The sequence below is a fragment of the Collinsella aerofaciens genome, assembly GCF_005845035.1.
Lineage (GTDB): Bacteria > Actinomycetota > Coriobacteriia > Coriobacteriales > Coriobacteriaceae > Collinsella > Collinsella aerofaciens_I.
In genome coordinates this window covers 140,354-163,342 of the sequence record NZ_SPFO01000002.1, presented here as the reverse complement: position 1 = coordinate 163,342, position 22,989 = coordinate 140,354, and the positions used below count along the sequence as shown (strand labels likewise).

Annotated in this window: 15 protein-coding genes; 12 read left to right on the top strand and 3 right to left on the bottom strand. The window is 61.2% G+C overall.

Going from position 1 to position 22,989, the window contains the following annotated elements; translation table 11 throughout:
* Window positions 1-96: 96 nt before the first annotated feature.
* The 5 genes from FGQ67_RS01825 (at window position 97) to glmM (ending at window position 6,998) form a co-directional block, all read left to right on the top strand.
* Window positions 97-1,002: a TVP38/TMEM64 family protein gene (locus tag FGQ67_RS01825; RefSeq protein ID WP_233539623.1), complete on the top strand. Its 906-nt coding sequence runs from the start codon at window positions 97-99 to the stop codon at window positions 1,000-1,002.
* Window positions 1,003-1,386: 384 nt separating this feature from the next.
* Window positions 1,387-1,659: a hypothetical protein gene (locus tag FGQ67_RS01820; protein WP_187362341.1), complete on the top strand. Its 273-nt coding sequence runs from the start codon at window positions 1,387-1,389 to the stop codon at window positions 1,657-1,659.
* A 439-nt stretch (window positions 1,660-2,098) separates the two neighbouring features.
* Window positions 2,099-3,121, top strand: a complete 1,023-nt coding sequence (locus FGQ67_RS01815; RefSeq protein WP_171025135.1) for a DMT family transporter — start codon at window positions 2,099-2,101, stop codon at window positions 3,119-3,121.
* A 149-nt stretch (window positions 3,122-3,270) separates the two neighbouring features.
* Complete coding sequence (locus tag FGQ67_RS01810; protein ID WP_138339741.1) at window positions 3,271-5,583, top strand: DUF4012 domain-containing protein; 2,313 nt, start codon at window positions 3,271-3,273, stop codon at window positions 5,581-5,583.
* Between the two features lie 83 nt (window positions 5,584-5,666).
* Window positions 5,667-6,998, top strand: coding sequence for a phosphoglucosamine mutase (gene glmM, locus FGQ67_RS01805; protein WP_138339740.1), 1,332 nt, complete (start codon window positions 5,667-5,669; stop codon window positions 6,996-6,998).
* Between the two features lie 499 nt (window positions 6,999-7,497).
* Here glmM and FGQ67_RS01800 read toward each other — a convergent pair whose 3' ends face one another.
* On the bottom strand, window positions 7,498-9,072 hold the full coding sequence (locus FGQ67_RS01800; RefSeq protein ID WP_138339739.1) for a carboxypeptidase M32: 1,575 nt from the start codon (window positions 9,070-9,072) through the stop codon (window positions 7,498-7,500).
* Window positions 9,073-9,576: 504 nt separating this feature from the next.
* Between FGQ67_RS01800 and pheS the strand changes: the two genes are divergently transcribed.
* The 6 genes from pheS (at window position 9,577) to FGQ67_RS01770 (ending at window position 17,077) form a co-directional block, all read left to right on the top strand.
* The gene (pheS, locus tag FGQ67_RS01795; RefSeq protein WP_117794012.1) at window positions 9,577-10,653 is read left to right on the top strand and encodes a phenylalanine--tRNA ligase subunit alpha; all 1,077 of its coding nucleotides are present in this window, start codon (window positions 9,577-9,579) and stop codon (window positions 10,651-10,653) included.
* Window positions 10,654-10,815: 162 nt separating this feature from the next.
* Window positions 10,816-13,269 carry a phenylalanine--tRNA ligase subunit beta gene (pheT, locus tag FGQ67_RS01790; RefSeq protein WP_138339738.1) on the top strand — a complete coding sequence of 818 codons (2,454 nt, stop codon included), beginning with the start codon at window positions 10,816-10,818 and terminating at the stop codon, window positions 13,267-13,269.
* 167 nt (window positions 13,270-13,436) lie between these two features.
* Window positions 13,437-14,519, top strand: a complete 1,083-nt coding sequence (gene cbiM, locus FGQ67_RS01785) for a cobalt transporter CbiM (protein ID WP_138339763.1) — start codon at window positions 13,437-13,439, stop codon at window positions 14,517-14,519.
* Window positions 14,497-15,333 (top strand): energy-coupling factor transporter transmembrane component T family protein, encoded by an 837-nt coding sequence (locus FGQ67_RS01780; RefSeq protein ID WP_118098060.1) that lies wholly within the window; start codon window positions 14,497-14,499, stop codon window positions 15,331-15,333. The genes cbiM and FGQ67_RS01780 overlap by 23 nt, the downstream gene beginning before the upstream one ends.
* A gap of 44 nt (window positions 15,334-15,377) precedes the next feature.
* On the top strand, window positions 15,378-16,148 hold the full coding sequence (locus tag FGQ67_RS01775) for an energy-coupling factor ABC transporter ATP-binding protein (RefSeq protein WP_138339737.1): 771 nt from the start codon (window positions 15,378-15,380) through the stop codon (window positions 16,146-16,148).
* Between the two features lie 80 nt (window positions 16,149-16,228).
* Entirely contained in the window at window positions 16,229-17,077 is an 849-nt protein-coding gene (locus FGQ67_RS01770) for a hypothetical protein (RefSeq protein WP_117734721.1), read from the top strand.
* Window positions 17,078-17,289: 212 nt separating this feature from the next.
* On the opposite strand, the gene pyk is transcribed toward FGQ67_RS01770, so the two are convergent.
* Entirely contained in the window at window positions 17,290-18,750 is a 1,461-nt protein-coding gene (gene pyk, locus FGQ67_RS01765; protein ID WP_055250555.1) for a pyruvate kinase, read from the bottom strand.
* A gap of 441 nt (window positions 18,751-19,191) precedes the next feature.
* Here pyk and FGQ67_RS01760 point away from each other — a divergent pair, with 441 nt between their 5' ends.
* A complete protein-coding gene (locus FGQ67_RS01760) occupies window positions 19,192-21,873 on the top strand; it encodes a cation-translocating P-type ATPase (protein ID WP_138339736.1) in 2,682 nt (893 codons plus the stop codon).
* A gap of 602 nt (window positions 21,874-22,475) precedes the next feature.
* On the opposite strand, the gene FGQ67_RS01750 is transcribed toward FGQ67_RS01760, so the two are convergent.
* A complete protein-coding gene (locus tag FGQ67_RS01750; protein WP_118266157.1) occupies window positions 22,476-22,973 on the bottom strand; it encodes a hypothetical protein in 498 nt (165 codons plus the stop codon).
* Window positions 22,974-22,989 lie beyond the last annotated feature (16 nt).

The following is a 22,989-nucleotide window of genomic DNA, read 5'->3' as shown; positions in this document are numbered from 1 at the left end:
TTAACGTAAGGCTTACTGAATTGTCATTGCTGGTAGACAAAACATAGACACCAAGTTGCGAAACTGTCCTTGTCAGGTACACAAGGAGGTAACGCGATGATGAGGATGCAGCCCGAAGCCGAAGGGTATTCCGATCAGGTTTCTTGCGGGGGCGCCGCTCGCCGTCTTGACGTAAGCGCTTTGAGCGAGCTTCGCAATCGAGTCGCGGGCGCTCATGACGCGCTGGACGACGCCTCTTCTGCCGGCGCGCGGACCGCAAACGCCCCCTCATTCGCGACCGCTGCGGCAATGTCGGCCGAGGCCGTCGCAGAGGACGATGGCCTCGATGCCCGCCGTCGAATCCTGCGCCGTCGCGTGCTTTTGGCGCTTGCGGCCTCGGCCGCGATCCTCGCGACTGCATGCTGGGAATACCTTCCGGGGATCTTGGCATGGCTTGCAGACCCTCAGGCGGTTCGGTCGTTCGTCGCCGACCACAGCGTGATAAGTCGTCTCGTCATGCTTGGAATCAACGTCACTCAGATCTTCTTGGCCTTTTTGCCCGGCGAGCCTGTGGAGCTGGCGAGCGGTTACGCGTTTGGCTTCTGGGAGGGGACGGCGCTGTGTCTCGTCGCCTCGGGGCTGGCGACGTCGGCGATTTATTGGGCGACGCGTCGATGGGGCTGGAGCCTGGTTGGCCTCTTCTTCGACCGCAGCCTTCTCGACCGGTTTTCGTGGCTCAATAATGCGAAGCGACTCGAGCTGGTCATGCTGGTGATTTTCTTGATCCCGGGAACCCCGAAGGACTTCTTGACGTATTTCGCCGGCCTCACCAAGATGCGCTTCGCCCCCGTGGTGCTCATCGCAACGTTTGGGCGCATTCCCTCCATTGTGACTTCGACGGCCGCGGCATCCGCTGCGGGCAGCGGAAACTGGCTGGTGGTTGGTGTCGTCGTTGCCGTGTCACTGCTGTGCGTGGCGTTGGGCGGCTTGCTGTATCGTCGCCTGCGTGCCAAGGCGAGCTGAGGCGGCCGGCGAGGATGTACGGCGGCTGATGGGCCTTTTGCGGCTACATCGGACCGCCGGTCGCCACAGCAATCCAAAACCTCCCCAACATGTGCATTCTGAAATCGAAATCTTTCGGAAACGCGAGCAAAATGCACTGCTGGGGGAGGTTTCGAGGGTTTACGCGCTTGCGACTCCGCTATACGCTCCGATTGATGAAGAAATCGGCCATGGAGCAGAGCAGGTCAGCGGCGTTGTGCGAAATGACGCCGTTCTCGGCGAGCGCACGGCTGGTGTCTTGCGCCTCTTGCGCGAGCTTGAGTGCGAGATCACGACACGCGTCGATGCCCCCGCCGATCTCGATGAGCTCGACGGCGCGCGCGAGGTCCGTGGGATCGTTCGTTTTTGCTTCGAGCAGCCCCCAAGGGCCGCGGCCTCAGGTTCGACCGGCTGGCCCCGGCGGACCTGTCGCTGGCGATGTCGCACGTGAACTCCGAGCCCCGCGGCGCGCTCGGCTTCGCGACGCCCGCCCGCGCCTTCCGGGCGATGCTCGGCGCCGACGCGGAGGCGCTGCTGGATGCGTACGGCGTGGAGGACGTGCCCATCGGCGAGCTCGACCTGACGCCGGGGCTCATCGCGCGGGCGCGCGCGGAAAGGGGCGATGCCCCGCCGTCCTAGCCTAAGGGAAAACGGAATAGACGGAACCGACCGTTCGGCTGAGTCTGGGAAGAGGCGCCGGGCGGCGGGCGGAGCATGGCCACCGGACCCATCGAAACACATCTCCACCGTTCCTTCAACTGGGAAAACGGCGCCCCCGGGCCCCGGGAGGGGCCGCGGGGGCGTTCGGCTAGGTGCGGGAACGGCCTGTCCGCCTAATGTGTTCGGCTGAGATCGGAAATCAACCCTTGCATTGTGGAATTCGGGGGCTTTGTCATATCCATTTCAAAAGAGCCTGCTGCCGCGATTTGACTGTCGCATAATGCAAGGCCATTGCGGTACCGAGCTATGGAAAGACGCCTGCGGAATTGTCCTACCGATAAGCGGACAAGCCTCCGGCTGGTGCCTTCGCCGTGGTAAGGTAAGCCGAATTGTTTCCAGGCTGTTTCGGGGGAGTGGAATGAGCAAAGAGTGCGTCGAGCAGGTCGAAGGCGCAGGAGCTTCGGTGCCGATGACCGATATATCGAACATTGATGTGCCCGAGGGCACCGACGAGCTCAGCCGCAACACCCGCCGTGCATGGCGCGACCGCCTGAACAGCGCTTCGACGCGCAAGTTGATCATGGGCGTCTTGGCTACGCTGGTGGGCGGTTCGTTTTGGGGCTTCTCGGGCACCAGCGCGAGCTTTCTGTTCGATACCTACCACGTCGATACCTTGTGGCTTATGAGCGTGCGTCAGATTCTCGCCGGTCTACTCTTTATGGCCGTGGTTGTTACGCGCGACCGCGAGCGCCTGATTAAGCTCTGGACCACAGCCGCCGATCGCAAGCAGCTGCTGCTCTTTACCGCCTTTGGCCTGCTGTTCAATCAGTTTTGCTATCTTTCGGCCGTGCGTCTGACGAACGCCGGAACCGCGACGGTGCTCCAGTGCCTGCAGCTCGTTATCATCATGGGCTACACCTGCGTGACCGATCGTCGCATGCCGCGTACTCGAGAAGTCATCGGCATCGGTCTGGCTCTGGGTGGCACCTTTTTAATCGCCACCGGTGGCGACCCCACCAGCCTGAATATCTCGCCGCTCGGCCTGATCGCGGGTCTCATGTGTGCGGTCAGCGCTACATGCATGGCGGTGATTCCCGCCAAGATCCTGCCCGAATACGGCAGCCCCATCGTCACGGGCTCGGCAATGCTCACGGCGGGCGTGGTCTCGTGTTTCTTCGTGCAGCCTTGGGCGCATATGCCGGCGCTCGACGCTGCCGGCGTCGAGGCGCTCGCGGTGTTCGTGGTTATCGGCTCGTTTTTTGCTTACATGCTCTATATGCAGGGCGTTAAGGACATCGGCTCGGTACGTGCGAGCCTCATCGGAACTGTGGAGCCGGTTTCGGCGACCATCACCAGCGCCGTTATGCTGGGCACGGTGTTTTTGCCGACCGACCTTATCGGCTTTGCCATGATTATCGTGATGATGTTCCTCACGGTGTAGCTGGCGCCGCCGCCAAGACAGAAAAGGTGTTGTGCCACATTTTCGCCAATTGATGTCCGTGTCTGGAGTTTAGCTGTCGATGCCCAAAATGCCATAAACTAGCAACGTTATGGACTTTTTCATTGCGACTCAATTGCGAGGATTTCTTTATGGCTGGTAATCACTTTAAGAGCAGCGATAGCGGCCGTCCTGCAGTTCCGCCGCGTCCGAACGGGGCTGGTAAGGCCGGCACGCCGGGCGGCGCTGGACAGGGCGGTTCTGGTAAGCGCGTGTCCCCGGGCGAGACGGCGATGTTTACCGCTCTGTACGAGCAGTCTCAAAAGGCAAAAAAGACCGGCCGTGCAAGAGGGAATGTCTTTGCGGGCGGTGCAACCTCCACGTCGCAGCCGAGCGGGGCTCCTTCGGCACCTGCGAACAACGCAGGTGCTGTCAACGCCGCGAATACCGACGGCAACGTTAATGCCGGCAGGGCCGCCAACAATACTCCCTCTTCCGGTGGCGTGGGGCTTACGGGTAACCTTGGCACGATTTACACCGGCGCCTCCGAGACTGGCACGTTCGCCCGCCTGGATGATAGCGGTGTCGAGTTTGCGGGCTCGGGTTCCAAGGAAGATTATTACGATTTTGGCTTGAACTACGGTGGCGACGCTTCGTCGAGTTCGACCTCTGACGGTCTGGTCCGTCATCGCCATCGCAAGGGCGAGCGCAAAAAGCGTCACACTGGCGCCATTATTGCCGCTGTAGTCGCGGTGCTTCTCGTTGCGCTTGGCGCAAGCGGCTTTATGCTGCTTAACTCGGCAAAGACCGTAAAGAGCGAAGCGAAGGAGGCTGTCGAGATCGTCGGTGGCCTTAAGGACAAGGTCACGTCGGGCGATTTTTCGACGCTGCCTGACGACGCGAAGAAGATCGATGAGCTCTGCGACAGCATGAAGGCGGAGACCTCGAGCCCGCTGTGGACGGCGGCTTCATTTGTCCCGGTGTATGGCAGCGATATCAATGCGGCCCGCACCATGATCGACGCCCTGTCCGATGTCTCGAGCAACGCGCTGGTTCCCATGGCCGATAACCTTTCGCAGGCCACGCCCGGCAAGCTGTTCCAGGATGGGACCATCAACGTGTCCGCACTGCAGGCGGTCGCCGATTCGCTCTCCGATAGCTCGAAGGTGTTCAAGAGCGTCAACGAGAAGATCCAGGGCATTGGCGATACTCATATTTCCCAGGTGACCGAGTTGGTCGATAAGGCCAAGGACGGCTTTGCCACCCTCAACGGCGCGGTTGACGCGGCGGAGAAGGTCGCCCCCGTCCTTCCCCAGATGCTCGGCGCCAACGGCCAGACGCGCAACTACCTTGTGTACGCCATGAACAACGTCGAGATTCGTGCCTGCGGCGGCTTTGGCGGTTCGCAAGGTTTGATTTCAGTTACCGATGGCCAGATGTCGATCGGTGACTTTGTTCCCCGCATTGGACTCAGCGAGGATGAGGCAGTCGAGAGCGTCGACGAAGAGGATGAGGCGCTGTTCGGCAACCACAGTAACCTGTACAACTCGGGCAATACCTATTCGCCTGATTGGCCCCGCAACTCGCAACGTGTCGCAGCCCTGTGGAAATCTCAATATGGCCAGGACGTTGACGGTGTCGTGGGTATTGACCCGGTGTTCTTGCAGTACCTGCTGGGCCTTGTCGGTAATGTCTCGCTGCCCGATGGTACGGTCGTCGACGGTACCAACGCGGCGAAGGTTCTCATGCACGATGTGTATTGGAACTATCCGGTCGAGGAATCGGATGGCATCTTTGCGGCTGTTGCCAGCGCCGCCTTCGACAAGATTCTCGGTGGCATCGGTGATGTCGACGTTACAAAGCTTGTCGGTGCATTCGAGCGCGGTGCCGAAGAGGGCCGTCTGATTGCTTGGATGAGAAACGATGATGAGCAGAATGCCATCAAAGAGACGGGCATTGACGCTTCGCTGCCCGATCCGGATGATCCGAGTGCCGATCCCGTTGCCGGCGTTTACTTTAACAACCTGAGCTTCTCCAAGCTCGACTGGTATCTGAACGCCGACACGCAGATTGGCCAGGGCGTCAAGAACGGCGACGGCACGTGCTCGTATCGCATCACCGTTACCCTGACGAACATCATGACGCAGGAGGAGGCAGGCAAGCTGCCCGATTACGTCGCGGCGAGCGCGCCCGATGCCGCGCGCGACGACGAGCGTCTGAATGTCTCACTGTTTGCCCCGACGGGCGGCAACATTACTGATCTGACCGTCGAGGGCGCCCAGTTTGGTCTTGGCGCCGCTACGTGGCATGGAATTCCCTTCTATTCGGGCACCGTTGACCTGCATGCTGGCGAGACGACGACGATCACGTATACGCTGACCACGTCGGCCGAGGCGAGGGACAAGCCGCTTACGCTGCGTCAGACTCCTACATGCCAGGCGGCTCGCGACAGCGCGTCGGCGTAGGGTTTTTCTGGTAGCGCAGATAATCGAGTACCATTTTGGGGCGGACAGGCAATCTGTCCGCCCCTATTTTGTAAGGAGAGCGCATGAAGTACTTTGGCACCGATGGCTTTCGCGGTGAGGCCAACGTTGGGCTGACGGTAGAGCACGCTTATAAGATTGGCCGTTTTGTGGGCTGGTATTACGGCGCCAACCGCGAGCGCAAGGCGCGCGTGATCGTGGGCAAGGACACTCGTCGCTCGAGCTATATGTTCGAGGCGGCGCTGGTGAGCGGCCTGGTCGCGAGCGGTGCGGACGCCTATATGCTGCACGTGATCCCCACGCCGGGCGTAGCGCATCAGACCGTGGAAGGCTGCTTCGATTGCGGCATCATGATCAGCGCGAGCCACAACCCGTTTTGCGATAACGGCATTAGGCTCGTCAATAGCGACGGTTTTAAGATGGACGAGGACGTACTGGAGCTCATCGAGGACTACATCGATGGTAAGAGCGAGGTACCGCTGGCCACGGGCAACCACATCGGCGCCACGGTGGACTACATGCAGGGCCGCAACCGCTACATTGCTTCGCTCATCGCCAGCGCGAACTTTTCGCTGCAGGGCGTCAAGATCGGTATCGACTGCGCCAACGGCTCGGCTTCCTCGGTGGCCAAGCCGGTGTTTGACGCGCTCGGTGCCGACGTGCGCGTGATCAATGCCGCGCCCGATGGCTTTAACATCAACGTCGACTGCGGCTCCACGCATATAGAGCGCCTGCAGCGTCATGTGGTGGAGCAGGGCCTGGACGTGGGCTTTGCCTATGACGGCGATGCCGATCGCTGCTTGGCCGTGGACGAGCGCGGTCGCGTGGTAGACGGCGACCAGATTCTGTACGTGTGTGGCGTGTATCTGAACAAGCACGGTCGCCTTTCGGGCGGTACCGTGGTGCCGACGATTGCCAGCAACTTTGGCCTGGTCAAGTCGCTGGAGCTTGCCGGCCTAAGTGCCGTGACCAGCGGCGTGGGCGACCGTCACGTGTATGCCAAGATGCGCGAGGGCGGCTACAGCCTGGGCGGCGAGCAGACGGGCCATACGATCTTTGGCGATATCGAGCGCACGGGCGACGGCATTATGACCTCGCTGCGCGTGATGGAAGTGATTCGCGCCGAGCGCGAGACCCTCTCGCAGCTCACGGCTCCGTGCAAGCTGCTGCCGCAGGCGCAGGTGGCCGTGCACGTGGCGGACAAGGACGCCGCGCTGGGCAACATGGGTGTGCAGGCCGCCATCGCCGAGGCCGAGGCATCGCTGGCGGGCGAGGGACGCGTGCTCGTGCGCAAGAGCGGAACCGAGTCGGTGATTCGCATTTTGGCCGAAGCCCCCGACCAGGCATCCGCCGATGCCGCCATGAAGCGCATCGCCAACGCACTTGAGGCTCTATAGGGCGCCTTTTGGGCTGTCTGACAGGAGGTTATAAAATGATGTGGCCAAAAAAGCAAAAATGAGTACTGTCACTAAATAAGTAACAGCAAATTTTGCCTCAAAAGGCCGTTTCGGCATTGCCTGAGCGTTATATCGACAGACATTGCTCCTCATATGTCCAATAAACAGGGTCGCAAATGAGATTAAATCTCATTTGCGACCCTGTTTTAGCCCGAAATAAATGCTATCAACCTGACAACAGTACTCATTTTTGCCTTTTTTGACCACAGCCTCTCCGGGGCAGTCACCCAGCACTTGGGGACGTTCCCTTTCTGCCGGCACTTGGGGACGTTCCTTATCTGCCGGCAGTTTAGGAACGTCCCCAAGTGCCGGGTTGTTGGCTGGCGAAGAGTGTCCCAAACGACTAGTCATTAAAGAGCGTCCCCAATGACTAAGTGAAGGGGGGCGCTGCGAATTGATTCCGCGGCGCTCCCATTTGCGTTGGCGTGTCGGTTATGCCTTACAGCTGGTACAGCGTGGTGAACTTGTCTTGGAGGTAGCTGCAGTAGTAACGGGCGTCAAAGTCCATGCCACAGGCGCCCTTGATGAGCTCCGGCGCGTCCTTGGCGCGGCCCCACTGCCAAATGTGCTCGCCCAGCCAGGCACGGACGGGCGCCAGATCGCCGCTCGCGCAGGCACCGGTAAGGTCGACGCCGTCGCGGCACATGGCCGGCACAAACATGGCGTCGTAGGCGCTGCCCAGCGCATAGGTGGGGAAGTAGCCAAACGAGCCGCCGCTCCAGTGCGTATCCTGTAGGCAGCCGCGCGTGTCGTCGGGAACGGGAATGCCCAAGTACTCATCCATGAAGCGGTTCCAAAGCGCGGGGATGTCCTTGGCCGTGGCCTCGCCGGCAAACAGCATGCGCTCGATCTCGTAGCGCACCATAATATGCAGCGGATAGGTGAGCTCGTCGGCCTCGGTGCGGACCAGCGACGGCTGCGCGATGTTCACGGCGCGGTAGAGCGTGTCTTCGTCCACGCTGCCATAGACCTCGGGCGCGTGGCGGCGCAGTACCTCGAGCAGCGGCCCCATAAAGGCGCGGCTGCGGCCCACGGTGTTCTCGAAGAATCGGCTTTGGCTCTCGTGGATGCCCATAGAGGTGCCGCCCTCCAGGCACGTGCGCGCATAGGCGGGGTTCACGCCCAGCTCGTACATGGCGTGTCCCGCCTCGTGGATGATGCTGTAGACATTGGAGATACAATCGTCCTCGTAGATGTGCGTCGCGATGCGCGCGTCACCCACGGCAAAACCCTCGCTAAACGGGTGCTCGGTAAAGGCAAGCGTGGTGTCGTCCAGATTCAGGCCGACAAGCTTCATAAGGTCGAAACTCATGGCACGCTGGGCGGCCTCGGGCACGCGGGCGTGCAAAAAGTCGGCAGCCGGCTGCTGGCCGCGCTCGCCGATGGCGTGCACGAGCGGCACGACCGTGGCCTTGACCTCGTCACAAAACGCATCGAAGCTCTTGGCGGAAAGGCCGCGCTCGTACTGGTCGAGCCAAACGTCGTATGGGTCGCGCTTGGGGTCCATAAGCTCGGCCTGATGCTTGAGCTGGCCCACAATCTTGTCCACATAGGGCTCAAAGCTCGCCCAGTCATTGGCCGTCTTGGCCTTGTGCCACACGGCGTCGGCCTCGCAGGTGAGCCTGGTCCAGGCCTCGGCCTCCTCGGTAGGGACAACGCTCGCTTCGCGCTGGTCGCGGCCGAGCACGCGGATCTCGTCGAGCAGCTGCGGGTCGTCTACATGTCCGCCTGCAACCGTCTCGCGCGCTAACGAGCGTACGAGCTCAACGGATTTCTCGCTGGTCAGCAGCTTGTGATGCTCGCCGGCAAGCGTACCCATGGCGTCGGCACGGGCGGCAGCGCCGTTGGCGGGAGCAATCGTCGCTCCATCGAACTCGGCAATCTTGAGCAGGTACTCGCGAGTCCACAGCTTGCCTTCGAGTTTGCGGAACTTTTTGACGGCCTTGTCGACCTTCATGCCTTTAGGCGTCTTGCCCGCTGCGGGCTTGGCCTTCTTATCGAGTTTCTTTCCCATACCGTATCCTTAATCTCGCAGGCCGAGCGCCGCAGGCGGGTGCGCGGCCAGTTTACACAGTTACCTGCCTTATACCCAGCGCGAACAAAACGGAACGCGGCGATGCGCTCGCGAAATGTGCTATCCTATAGCCCAATGCGTTGACGGAGAGGGTTTTGCCCGCCGCGTCGCCGGCAAGAGAGGGAAGGTCATGGGCTGCAAGCCTTCCTGCGGTGGCAAGGGCCAAGCGTTCACTCCCGAGCAGCGACCTCAACGGGCGCGCGGCCAGTGGCAGCAAAGCCCCAGTAGGGAAGCCGTGAGCCTCGCGACAAGAGGCGCAGAGTGGGCGCGGCGGGCCAGACATCCGCCGGGTCAAACAAGGTGGTACCGCGGAATTTAACCGTCCTTGGGCAATGCACATGCCCGAGGGCGGTTTTTTTGTTACCGAACCGGGCCGCGCATCCGCAGCATCGGGCGGCGTCAGCCGTCCCGGAGCGCGGATACGCGAGAGACGAAAGGGAAGACATGAGTCTGATTGATGATCTGGTCAAACTCGAGGAAGAGGCCAAGGAGCTCGTCGCAGGCGCCGACGACGCCGCAAAGCTCGAGGCTGCGCGCGTTGAGCTGCTCGGCCGCAAGGGCCGCATCACCGGCCTGATGCGTATGATGGGCAAGCTCGCCCCCGAGGATCGTCCTGTCATGGGCAAGCGCGCCAACGAGATGCGCCAGCTGATCGAGGGCATGCTCGACGAGCGCACCACCGAGATGAAGGCCGCCGCCCTCAAGCACGCACTCGAGCACGAGGCCGTCGACATTACGCTACCGGGCATCCGTCCGCAAATCGGTCACCAGCACCTGATCAAGCAGATCATCGAGGAGGCCGAGGACATCTTCTGCGGCATCGGCTACACCGTCGAGTCCGGCCCCATGGTCGATACCTCCTACTACAACTTCACCGCGCTCAACGCGCCCATGGATCACCCGAGTCGCTCGGCCCGCGACACCTTCTACGTGGTCGACAACAACCCCGGCAGCGTCGCGCACCCCGAGGCTCACGCTCATGGCGAGTCCGACGTACTGCTGCGCACCCAGACCTCGGGCGTGCAGATCCACACCATGGAGTCGCAAAAGCCGCCCATCTACATGATCTGCCCGGGCACCGTCTATCGTCCCGACACGGCCGACGCCTGCCACCTGCCGCAGTTCAACCAGATCGAGGGCCTGGTCGTCGACGAGGACATCACCTTTGGCGACCTCAAGGGCACGCTCGACTACTTTGTTAAGTGCATGTTTGGCGAGGACCGCAAGACGCGCTACCGCCCGCACTTCTTCCCCTTCACCGAGCCCAGCTGCGAGGTGGACGTGAGCTGTCATGTGTGCGGCGGAAAGGGCTGCAACTTCTGCAAGCACAGCGGTTGGATTGAGATCCTGGGCTGCGGCATGGTCGATCCCAACGTGCTCATCAACTGCGGCATCGACCCCGAGAAGTACACCGGCTTTGCCTTTGGCATTGGCGCCGAGCGTGTCGCGGCCCTGCGCTACGACCTGCCCGACCTCAGAACTCTCATGACAGGCGATATGCGTTTCCTGAACCAATTTTAGGCTTGCCCAGGCACCCCATCTTGGCGTTCAAACCGTCGCTCGCGTACCTTTAGTACGCGTCGCTCCTCTTTCACGCCAACCTGGGGCACCTGGACAACCCTAAGGCGAACGTCTTCATTTGATATTCCTCCCTATGCGGAGATTAAGAACTAGGAGAGCTACATGCGCGTTTCTTACGACTGGCTCAAGACCATGATCGATATTCCGGAAGATCCTAAGACCCTTTCGGACGAGTATATCCGCACCGGCACCGAGGTTGAGGCGATTGACACCGTGGGCGAGTCCTTCGACCACGTGGTGACCGCCAAGGTGCTCACCAAGACCCCGCACCCCGATAGCGACCATATGTATGTGTGCTCGGTTGACGTGGGTGACAAGAACCTCGACGCCGACGGCAACCCCGCCCCGCTGCAGATTGTCTGCGGCGCGCAGAACTTCGAGGCCGGCGACCACATCGTCACGGCCATGATCGGCGCAGTTCTGCCCGGCGACGTCAAGATCAAGAAGAGCAAGCTTCGCGGCGTCGTGTCCATGGGCATGAACTGCTCTGCGCGCGAGCTCGGTCTGGGCGGCGACCACTCCGGCATCATGATTCTGCCTGAGGATACGCCCTGCGGCATGCCGTTTGCCGAGTATGTGGGCTCGAGCGATACCGTGCTCGACTGCGAGATCACGCCCAACCGCCCCGACTGCCTGTCCATGATCGGTATGGCCCGCGAGACCGGCGCCATTTTCGATCGCGATTTCCACGTGGAGCTGCCCGCCATCAAGGCAGAGACCGGCCGCGCGACCGACGACGAGCTTTCGGTCGAGATTGCCGACGAGGGCCTGTGCGACCGCTATGTCGCCCGCATCGTGCGCAACGTGAAGGTCGGCCCGTCGCCCGACTGGATGGTCAAGCGCCTCAACGCCCTGGGCGTGCGTCCGCACAACAACATCGTCGACATCACCAACTACGTGATGATGCTCACCGGTCAGCCGCTGCACGCCTTTGACCTGTCAACCTTTGCCGAGCGCGAGGGCCATCGCCGCGTGGTGGTTCGCGCCGCCCGGCAGGACGAGAAGTTCACGACCCTCGACGGCGAGGAGCGCACGCTCGACGCCGGCATGGGCCTCATCACCGACGGCGAGCGTCCCGTGGCGCTGGCCGGCGTTATGGGCGGCATGGATTCCGAGATCGAGGACGACACCGTCGACGTGATGGTCGAGAGCGCCTGCTTCAACGCCGGCCGCACCTCGCACACCAGCCGCGACCTGTCGCTGATCTCCGATGCCTCCATCCGCTTTGAGCGCCAGGTCGACGAGACCGGCTGCGTGGATGTCGCCAACGTTACCTGCGCGCTCATCGAGGAGATCGCCGGCGGCGAGGTCGCTCCCGGCTACGTTGACGTTTTCCCCGCGCCCAAGACCATCGACAGCATTAAGCTGCGCCTGGCCCGCGTGCATGCCATCTGCGGCGCCGACATCGAGCCCGACTTTATCGAGCGTTCGCTCACCCGCCTGGGCTGCACCGTTGAGCGCGACGGCGAGGACTTCATGGTCACTCCGCCGAGCTTCCGCCCTGATCTGCCGCGCGAGATCGACCTGATCGAGGAGGTCCTGCGCCTGTGGGGCATGGGCCGTGTGACGGCGACCATCCCGGCTGCCAAGAACCACATCGGTGGCCTGACTCGCGAGCAGAAGCTCACCCGCAAGGTCGGCGAGATCCTGCGCGCCTGCGGCCTCAACGAGACCACGACCTTTGGCTTTGCCGCCCCGGGCGACCTGGAGAAGATCGGTATGTCCACCGAGGGCCGCGGCTGCCCCGTGGTGCTCATGAACCCGCTGGTGGCCGAGCAGACCGAGATGCGCCGCTCGCTGCTGCCGGGTCTGCTGCAGTCTGTGGCCTACAACGAGGCCCACGGCACGCCCAACGTGCACCTGTACGAGGTCGGCAGCCTGTTCCACGGCCGCGAGAACGCCAGCCTGCCCAAGGAGACCAAGTCCGTCGCGGGTGTGCTCTCGGGCCAGTGGAGCGAGCAGTCCTGGAACATGAAGTACCGCAAGCTGCGTTTCTTCTTTGGCAAGGGCATTGTCGAGGAGCTGCTCGCCCAGCTGCGCATCGAGAAGGTTCGCTTCCGTCCCGCCGAGGGCGAGGGCTACGCCTTCTTGCAGCCGGGCCGTGCGGCCGAGGTTCTGTCTGGCGGTACCGTGCTGGGCTGGGTCGGCGAGATTCACCCCGAGGCGCGCGAGGCCTGCGGCATAGATGAGGTCGTCGTTGCCTTTGAGCTCGATCTGGACAAGCTGATCAAGGGTGCCCGCAACCAGGAGAACTACCGTGAGTTCTCGCAGTACCCGGCTGTTGAGCACGACCTTGCAATCGTGGTCGACAACTCCGTGACCTGCGAGGACCTCGAGCGCCGTATTACCAGTGCCGGCGGCAAGCTGCTCGAGGGCGTGCGCCTGTTCGATGTCTACCGCGATCCGGTCCGCATTGGCAAGGGCAAGAAGTCCATGGCCTTTGCGCTTACGTATCGCTCCGACGATCACACGCTCACCAGCGAAGAGGTCGAGAAGGCGCACCAGAAGATCGTCACCAAGGTGTGCAAGGGCGTAAACGGCGAGGTCCGCGGCTAAGATCGCTTGCGTCTGTGACGAATGTATTGCAAAACGGCGCACTGCTTTGTTGGCAGTGCGCCGTTTGCTATGATAGCCGGCGGCGTGTTACGAACCTAACAATGCGTAACACTGGCAAGGTGATTCAAACGGCGCTGCGATCGCGTGCCGACAATCGGGAGGCATACATGCACATTCCAGATAATTATCTGTCCCCGCAGACCGATGTCGTCATGGCGGTGGCGATGGTGCCCGTTTGGGTCCACTGCATCAAGAAGGTGCGCGCCACGCTCGATCGCGAGCACATGGCTTTTCTGGGCATCTGCGCCGCGTTCTCCTTTTTGCTCATGATGTTCAACGTGCCGCTGCCCGGCGGCACCACGGGTCACGCCGTCGGCGGTGCGCTCATCGCACTGCTGCTGGGTCCCGAGGCCGCTGCCATCGCGGTTTCGGTCGCGCTGGCGCTGCAGGCGCTGCTGTTTGGCGACGGCGGCGTTCTGTCGTTTGGCGCCAACTGCTTTAACATGGCCTTTGTGCTGCCGTTTGTCGCTGCTATCGTGTTCGGTGCGCTCAACAGTCGTCTGCACGACAAGAGCTGGGGCACCTCGGTTTCTGCCGTCGTGAGCGGTTGGGTCGGCCTGTGCCTGGCGGCCCTGTGCGCGGCAATCGAGTTTGGTATTCAACCGATGCTCTTTACCAACGTTTCGGGCGCGCCGCTGTACTGCCCCTTCCCACTGTCCGTGGCTATTCCGGCTATGTTGATTCCGCATATGCTGGTTGCCGGCGTGATCGAGGGCGTGGCGACGGCCGCCATCTACGGTTTCATTAAGAAGACGGCGCCGAGCATTATCGTCGGGCCCGAGGCCGTCGATGGCCAGCTTGCCGCCGATGGTACCGCCAAGAAGAATTCCCTAATCCCCACGCTCATTCTGGTCGCCGTACTTGTATTGGCCACGCCGCTGGGCCTTTTGGCCACGGGTGACGCCTGGGGCGAGTGGGACGCTGAGGGCGCCGCGACCGCCGTTCAGGAGGCTGGTGACGACAGTCTGCAGGCTTCGGTCGGCCTCGATGCTCCGACCTTTGCCGATGCGCTGCCCACGGGCGACTACCTGCAGGTCTATTCCGAGGAGCAGGGCCTTGGCTTTGCCGGCCAGGCCGCGATGTATATCCTTTCGGGCGTGATTGGCGTGGCGGTGCTTACCATCGCATTCCGCCTGGTCTCGCTGACGGTCAAGGAAAGCGGTGCTCATGGCAATAGCCGAGCTGCCTAGCTGGCTTGCGGCCGAGGAGCGATATGAGCCCGTGGGGGCTCGGCATCGTGTGATGCAGAAGAATGTCCTGCACCTGGCGAGCCTGCTTGAGCGGGTTCGCCTGGGTGGAGGTGCGCACGAGGGCGGGTCGATGGTCGACCGCGCCCTTTCTTGCGTTTCGGCTCCGGTGCGCCTGGTGGGGATGTTCGTTTGCGTCCTGTGCGTGTGTCTGACGCAGAGCCCGCTGTATCTCATGTTGATGGCGGCTATCGCGCTGGTGCTCGTTGCCGTGCGCCCTGTACGCGGGCTGCGCGCGACCTTTGTGCCGGCGCTCGGCGCCGCGGGACTCGCAGTGGTTCTGGCGCTGCCTGCTCTGCTGCTGGGCGCTTCTGCCACGGGCGCCATGCTCAAGATCGCGCTCAAGACCTTCATTAATGTGTCGCTGGTACTGGGCGTTTCGTGGACGCTTACCTGGAGCCGCATGTCGTCGGCGCTCAAGATGCTGCATCTGCCCGACGAGGTTATCTTTACCTTTGATATGGCACTCAAGCATATCGAGGTGCTGGGACGCACAGCGCACGATCTGTGCGAATCGGTCATGCTGCGCAGCGTCGGATCCGCGCCTGCGGGTTTTTCGCGCACCGACTCGCTGGCGGGTATCATGGGCATGACGTTTATCAAGGCGATGGAATGCAGCCGCGCGATGGACGAGGCTATGCTTTGTCGCGGCTTTGCCGGTGCGTATCCGGCGCCCGCGCGCGCCGGGTTTGGCTGGCGCGATGCCGTTTACGCGGCCGTTGTGGCGTTGCTCGTCGTGTTGTGTGCGGTGTTGTAGCGCGGACGGTCGAACTGTCGATGTGAGTAGGGAAGGGCGGCGTTTTGGCAAACGATACGAATAACGCGATGGGTGCGAGCGGTGCTGCCGGCGCCGAGATCACGCCGCTCATCGAGTTTCGCGACGTGGTGTTTTCCTATGCGGGTCATACGGTGGTCGATAGCGTGTCGCTGCAGGTTAATCGCGGTGAGCTGGTTGCGCTGCTTGGACCCAACGGCTGCGGCAAGACGACGATCATGCGGCTTATCAACGGCCTTGAGCTTGCGGATGCGGGTACGTACCTGTTTGATGGACATGTGGTCGATGCGGCATATCTCAAGGATTCCGCGACGGCCCAGCGGTTCCATCAGCGCGTGGGCTTTGTGTTCCAGAGTGCCGATGCGCAGCTCTTTTGCGCCACGGTCGGCGAGGAGGTCGCGTTTGGCCCCGCCCAGATGGGGCTGCCGGCAGACGAGCTCGAGCGCCGCGTGCGCGATGCCATGGGGCTGTTCCAGGTTGCCGACCTTGCCGACGCCTCTCCCTATCAGCTCTCGGGCGGGCAAAAGAAGCGCGTTGCGCTGGCTGCGGTGGTGTCGATGAACCCGGATATCTTGATCCTTGATGAACCTACCAATGGACTCGACGAAGATTCATGCGACATCGTGGTCAACTTCTTGCTGGCCTACGTCGCGGCGGGTAAGACGGTCTTGATGAGTACGCATCACCAGGATCTGGTGCGACGCCTGGGTGCCCGCGCCATCTATATCGATCGATATCACCATGTGGTCGAGGCGCCTTCGCCGTCGTATGGAACCGAGAGCGGTGCTGCGGAATAGTTGCTGCGTAGAGGATGCGTAGCCGCCCGCGCGGCTTTGCCGTGATGGTATAGTTATCCAGGTTTTTTATGGGGGTGGCTATGCCAAGCTGGAACATTCATATCGCTCAAACGGAGCGCTTGCTGGATCGCACCAGTGTGCTTGCCGATAGTGTGCGCGACCGCAATGCCTTTTTGTTTGGCTGCGTGGTTCCGGATATCTTCGTGGGCTATATGGTCCCTGGCATCGCCGATCCCATCCCGTACCGCATTACGCACTTTGCCAAGCCTGAGCCCATCCCTAAGCCTCGTGAGCATGAGTTCTGGGATACCTATGTGGCACCGTTGCTTAAAAGTTCGCCCACCGGTGCGCCGGCCGCGGCGACCTCGATTATCGAGGAACGCGAGCGATTGAACCGCGTGCACTATCCCCAGCGCTACAAGTATGCCGAGCCGGTTGCCGGTCCCGGCGCTAGTGAGTTCTCGCTTGCGTCCGAAGATGTGGCGCAGTCGCTGCTCGATTTAACGCTGGGCGTCTGGTCGCATCTGGTGGCCGACACGGTATGGAACACGCGTGTGAACCAGTATCTGGAGGCGCACGGCGGCAAGCCGTGTGAGGAGTTCCGCATTAAAAAGCAAGGCGACTTTGACTGGTTTGGCAAGACGCTGGGCATTGTTTCGATTCCGCGTGCGACCAATCGCCTGTATACCGCGGCGACGCGTTTTGGGCAGTATCCCATCCATAAGGAGTATGTGCTCAAGACCATCGGCGTTATGCACGAGATTGTGCGCGAAAACCCCGGTGAGCCCGATCATCCGCCATACCGCCTGCTAACTGAGGAGTTTTTCGATGCAACGTTTACCGATGTCATCGAGCTAACCGAGGCAGGCTTTGCCGAGCGCGTAGCCGCTCCCGGCACACCCGCACTGCCCCTGATTGCTAGCTGCTAGCTGGCCGGCCCGGCAGTGAATAGCTCACCCCAATTGATCAACAGCTTCCGTCGCATGGCGTAAACACGGCAAACGAGCTGCACATCTCATAGCATGCCATAAGCAGTTGGTTGCGTGTCATGCCATACAGTAGACATCGGCGCACAGAAAAAGGGCCCGGAAGGCAATGCCTTCCGGGCCCTTTGCAATGCAAGTGTGCTTGCAAGTGCGTTTTAGCGCACCTGAGCGACGTAAGCAACGTTGGTCGAGGAGACCTTGTCCTCGAGCTGGACGCTCATGCGGGGATCGCCGGCGGTAGCGACGGTCAGATCGCCGGCCTCGACGTAGCCGAGCTCCTTAGCGGTCTCGATCGCCTTGACGATCGTGCCGTTGACGGTGCCCTGGGTAATCTCGGCCTGGTGCGGGATAACGCCCCAGTACATAATCATCTGCTGGACGGCCCACTCGTGGCGGGAGAACGCGCAGATCGGCATGTTGGGACGGAAGTGCGAGATCAGGCGAGCGGTACGACCGGTGGTCGTCGGCACGGTGATGCACTTGGCGCCAACGGTGGTAGCCATGTTCACAGCGGACATACCCACAACGTTGTTGACGACGCGGGTGCCGTGAGCGTCAGCCGGAACCTCGAGCGGAGCGTGAGCCGGGAGGTACTTCTCAGTCTCGAGAGCAATGCTGGCCTGCATCTTGACGGCCTCGACCGGGTACTTACCGGCAGCGGACTCGCCAGAGAGCATAACGGCGTCGGTGCCGTCGTAGATGGCGTTAGCAACGTCGGCAACCTCGGCGCGCGTCGGGCGCGGGTTCTGCTGCATGGAGTCGAGCATCTGCGTAGCGGTGATAACGGGCTTGTAGGCCGCGTTGCACTTGGCGATGATCTCCTTCTGGATGTGGGGAACGAGCTCGGGCTTAATCTCGATGCCCAGGTCGCCACGGGCGACCATGATGCCGTCGGAAGCCTCGAGGATCTCGTCGAAGTTCTCGACGCCCAGGGCGCACTCGATCTTCGGGAAGATCGTCACGTGCTCGCCACCGTTCTCGCGGCAAAGCTCGCGGATGCCGCGGACGGACTCGCCGTCGCGGATGAAGGAAGCGGCGATGTAGTCGATGTTCTCGGTCAGGCCAAAGAGGATGTCCTGACGATCGCGCTCGGTGATGGCGGGCAGCGAGATGTTGACGTTGGGCATGTTGACGCCCTTACGCTCGCCGATCAGGCCGTCGTTCTTGACGACGCAGGTCATATCCTGGCCGTCGACGGACTCGACCTCGAGGGCAACCAGGCCGTCATCGATCAGGATGAGGGAGCCCTTCTCGACCTCGGAGGGCAGAGCCAGGTAGTCGAGGGAGATGTGCTCAGCGGTGCCGTGGAAATCCTCGGACGTAGGCTGAGCAGTGACGACGATCTTGTCGCCGGTCTTGACGGCAACCTTCTTGCCGTCGACCAGAAGGCCGGTGCGGACCTCGGGGCCCTTGGTGTCGAGCAGGATGCCGACGGGCAGACCGAGCTCCTTGGAAATACGACGGACGCGCTCGATGCGACCGTGGTGCTCGTCGTAGGATCCGTGCGAGAAGTTAAAACGGGCGACGTTCATGCCCGCCTTGATCATCTCGCGGATGGTCTCGTCGCTATCGCAGGCGGGACCCATGGTGCATACAATCTTAGTGCGCTTGTACATTCAGACCTCCATCTGACATCGTCTTGCGCTGATAGATAAACCATAAGAAATAAAACTGAGATGATTATAACGAAATGGCGACCGAATACCCCCAAAAATCGACCGTATGCCGAATTAGAAGTTCATTTTTTGCGGAAAAACGGTATATGCAAAAATTTTACCAACCGTTCTAACCGCTGCTATCTGGGCGATATTTCAGTTTGATGATGCGCCGAAGAAAAAACGTTTTATCAATGTTGAGCATCACACGGTCTGCACCGTTGCTTATGGACCATATTTCCAAATGGATTGTTTTGGCTAGACGCGTTGCTTTGGGGTACCATAGCTCCACTATCAACTGCCGCTCAGCACGGCAGCCTTGATGAGCCCTTGCCCTTCTCCTGGGAATTATGATCGGGCATCAATCTGCTGAGTGGCCCGAATCCCAGGAGGGGACTCTATATGCAAAAGGAATACCTGTCCGCCGCGGCGGAGGTGCTCAGCGACCAGGGTGTCGATGAGAACCTCGGCCTGAGCACCGGCGAGGCGTCGTCGCGCCTCGCCAAGACAGGCCCTAACAAGCTCGAGGAAGCCGAGAAGACGCCGCTGTGGAAGCGTTTCTTTGAGCAGATGGCCGACCCCATGGTCATCATGCTGATCGTTGCCGCCGTCATCAGCGCGCTCACGGGTATGGTCAAGGGCGAGCCCGACTTTGCCGATGTCGTCATCATCATGTTCGTCGTTATCGTCAACTCGGTGCTGGGCGTGGTCCAGGAAGCCAAGAGCGAGGAGGCCCTCGAGGCCCTGCAGGAGATGAGCGCGGCGCAGTCCAAGGTGCTGCGCGACGGCAAGCTCGTGCACCTGCCGAGCGCCGAGCTCGTGCCCGGCGACGTGATCATGCTCGAGGCGGGCGATTCCGTCCCGGCCGACTGCCGCGTCCTCGAGAGCGCCACGATGAAGATTGAAGAGGCCGCACTCACCGGCGAGTCCGTGCCCGTAGAGAAGCACGCCAACGTGATCGAGCTTGCCGCGGGCACCGATGACGTGCCGCTCGGCGATCGCAAGAACATGTGCTACATGGGTTCCACCGTTGTGTACGGCCGCGGCCGCGCCGTCGTGGTCGGCACCGGCATGGATACCGAGATGGGCAAGATTGCCGGTGCCCTGGCCGAGGCCAAGGAAGAGCTCACGCCGCTGCAGGTGAAGCTTGCCGAGCTCAGCCGCATCCTCACCATCATGGTGATTATCATCTGCGTCGTGATCTTTGGCGTTGATATCCTCCGCCACGGCGTGGGCAACGTCCTTACCGACCCGACCGCCCTGCTCGACACCTTTATGGTCGCCGTCTCGCTCGCCGTCGCCGCCATCCCCGAGGGCCTGGTCGCCGTCGTGACCATCGTGCTGTCGCTCGGCGTGACCAAGATGGCCAAGCGCCAGGCGATCATCCGCAAGCTTTCTGCTGTCGAGACCCTCGGCTGCACGCAGACCATCTGCTCCGACAAGACCGGTACCCTTACCCAAAACAAGATGACCGTCGTCAAGCACGAGCTCGCCGCGCCTAAGGAGAAGTTCCTGGCCGGTATGGCCCTGTGCTCCGATGCCCAGTGGGACGAGGAGCTGGGCGAGGCCGTGGGCGAGCCGACCGAGTGCGCGCTCGTCAACGACGCCGGCAAGGCTGGTCTCACCGGCCTGACTGCCGAGCACCCGCGCGTGGGCGAGGCCCCGTTCGACTCGGGCCGCAAGATGATGTCCGTGGTCGTCGAGACCCTGGACGGCGAGTACGAGCAGTACACCAAGGGCGCGCCCGACGTGGTGATCGGCCTGTGCACCCACATCTATGATGGTGAGAAGGTCGTTCCGCTGACCGAGGAGCGCCGCGCCGAGCTCGTGGCCGCCAACAAGACCATGGCCGACGAGGCCCTGCGCGTGCTGGCGCTGGCAAGCCGCACCTACACCGAGGTCCCGAGCGACTGCAGCCCCGCTGCGCTCGAGCACGACCTGGTCTTCTGCGGCCTGTCCGGCATGATTGACCCTGTCCGCCCCGAGGTCGCCGACGCCATCCGCGAGGCCCACGACGCCGGTATCCGCACCGTCATGATCACGGGCGACCATATCGACACCGCCGTGGCCATCGCCAAACAGCTGGGAATCGTCACCGATCGCAGCCATGCCATCACCGGTGCCGACCTCGATCGCATGAGCGACGAGGAGCTCGACGCGCACATCGAGGACTACGGCGTGTACGCCCGCGTCCAGCCCGAGCACAAGACCCGCATCGTCGAGGCCTGGAAGTCGCGCGACCAGATCGTGGCCATGACGGGCGACGGCGTCAACGACGCCCCGTCCATCAAGCGCGCCGACATCGGCGTGGGCATGGGCATCACCGGCACCGACGTTACCAAGAACGTTGCCGACATGGTGCTTGCCGACGACAACTTCGCCACCATCATCGGTGCTTGCGAAGAGGGTCGCCGCATCTACGACAATATCCGCAAGGTCATCCAGTTCCTGCTTTCGGCCAACCTTGCCGAGGTGTTCTCGGTGTTTATCGCCACGCTTATCGGCTTTACCATCTTTCAGCCGGTGCAGCTGCTGTGGGTGAACCTGGTCACCGACTGCTTCCCCGCGCTCGCGCTGGGTATGGAGGATGCCGAGGGCGACATCATGAAGCGCAAGCCGCGCAACGCCAAGGACGGCGTCTTTGCCGGCAATATGGGTCTGGACTGCGTAGTCCAGGGCCTGATCATCACCGTGCTGGTGCTGGCGAGCTTCTTTGTGGGCGTGTACTTTGACATGGGCTACATCCACATCGCCGATATGATCGCCGGCAATGCCGACGAGGAAGGCGTGATGATGGCCTTCATCACGCTCAACATGGTCGAAATCTTCCACTGCTTCAATATGCGCAGCCGTCGTGCGTCGCTGTTTAGCATGAAGAAGCAGAACAAGTGGCTTTGGGCTTCGGCTGCGCTGGCGCTGGTGCTGACGGTGATCGTGACCGTGCAGCCGACGCTTGCCGAGATGTTCTTTGGCCCTGTGACGCTTGAGCTCAAGGGCGTTATCGCCGCGCTGGGCTTGGCCTTCCTGATCATCCCGCTGATGGAGATCTACAAGGCGATCATGCGCGCTGTGGAGAAAGAGTAACGTACCTGTCCGGGCCCGACCGCCTGCGGGGTTTCCACGGGCACGTCCTCGCCGCTTTGCGGCTGCGGGATGTGCCCTTAGGAAACCCCTCCCGGCGGGCGGGCCCTGCGGTATCCTTGCTGGCTTTTCTCCCGTGCGGATGAAAAGGGCTGAGGGAAAGTATGTGAGCTGGTCGGGCTTTGCCCGGCCAGCTCTTTTTTAGAGCATTTGCTCGACCGACTCTTTTTGTGAACTGGATTGTATGGGGTTGAATCGGCGACGCGTTAGGAGAAGCCGGGAACGTCGCTGAAGGGGATTTGAGGCATAAAGAGAACGATGACGGCCATAATTCCCCAGTAGATTTGCAGAGGTAGCGGAGCCGATATCAGGGCATTAAAGAAGGACAAACCCTTTTTGCTTCCATATAGCTGGACCGAGCTGAGAAGAGCAATTCCAAAAGAGATGGCGCTCGGCCAGCATGCTTTGACAATGAGGCTAAGGAAATAGCATATTAATGTTATCGCTATGCACCCAATGCCCCAGAGCCACTTCTTGTTGAGGAAATACTGGATGCCCCATACACCAATTACGGGGGCAATGATGACTGGCAACATAGCCGTATCCTAACTATTTATACAACGAATGTATTCTCCGGAGTTGGGGGGATAGACGCTGCAAGGTAGACGGTACGCGTTGCCTGCGGGTACGGGGTGTCCAAGGAGTTGCTTTGCTGCATACTCAGGCCAAGTACCTCCGGTTTTGCTTATGATTTTCTTAATCAGTCCGTCGATTACAAGCCCCGTTACATAGCCGATGAGTTCTTTTCCAATAAAAATGGCAATTTTGACGATCCATTCTTTAGCGCCGCGTGTGGCAGTTGCTAAATCATCCAAAGACAGGGTCTGGAATCGATCGATAATTTGGACATCTCCGTTTTCATCTAGTGCGTATGTCGTCCATCCTGTGCCGGACTCATTGACAGCTTCAATGTACTCTTCGGCAGAAGGGAACTCTACTTCAAGAGGTTGCGCCTTAGATTGCTTTGGTGAAATGGCAATTGAGCAAAGCGCAACTGCGCTTGCGATGAATGACTTACGGCTTACGGGAACGTTGCGTAGCATGTGTATCCTCCTGACA

Bases quoted from the DNA above. Each gene is read 5' to 3' on its own strand.
- FGQ67_RS01760 (WP_138339736.1), top strand. From the start codon at position 19,192: ATGCAAAAGGAATACCTGTCCGCCGCGGCGGAGGTGCTCAGCGACCAG.
- cbiM (WP_138339763.1), top strand. From the start codon at position 13,437: ATGCACATTCCAGATAATTATCTGTCCCCGCAGACCGATGTCGTCATG.
- FGQ67_RS01770 (WP_117734721.1), top strand. From the start codon at position 16,229: ATGCCAAGCTGGAACATTCATATCGCTCAAACGGAGCGCTTGCTGGAT.
- FGQ67_RS01815 (WP_171025135.1), top strand. From the start codon at position 2,099: ATGAGCAAAGAGTGCGTCGAGCAGGTCGAAGGCGCAGGAGCTTCGGTG.
- FGQ67_RS01810 (WP_138339741.1), top strand. From the start codon at position 3,271: ATGGCTGGTAATCACTTTAAGAGCAGCGATAGCGGCCGTCCTGCAGTT.
- pheT (WP_138339738.1), top strand. From the start codon at position 10,816: ATGCGCGTTTCTTACGACTGGCTCAAGACCATGATCGATATTCCGGAA.
- pyk (WP_055250555.1), bottom strand. From the start codon at position 18,750: ATGTACAAGCGCACTAAGATTGTATGCACCATGGGTCCCGCCTGCGAT.
- FGQ67_RS01780 (WP_118098060.1), top strand. From the start codon at position 14,497: ATGGCAATAGCCGAGCTGCCTAGCTGGCTTGCGGCCGAGGAGCGATAT.
- FGQ67_RS01825 (WP_233539623.1), top strand. From the start codon at position 97: ATGATGAGGATGCAGCCCGAAGCCGAAGGGTATTCCGATCAGGTTTCT.
- FGQ67_RS01750 (WP_118266157.1), bottom strand. From the start codon at position 22,973: ATGCTACGCAACGTTCCCGTAAGCCGTAAGTCATTCATCGCAAGCGCA.
- pheS (WP_117794012.1), top strand. From the start codon at position 9,577: ATGAGTCTGATTGATGATCTGGTCAAACTCGAGGAAGAGGCCAAGGAG.
- glmM (WP_138339740.1), top strand. From the start codon at position 5,667: ATGAAGTACTTTGGCACCGATGGCTTTCGCGGTGAGGCCAACGTTGGG.
- FGQ67_RS01800 (WP_138339739.1), bottom strand. From the start codon at position 9,072: ATGGGAAAGAAACTCGATAAGAAGGCCAAGCCCGCAGCGGGCAAGACG.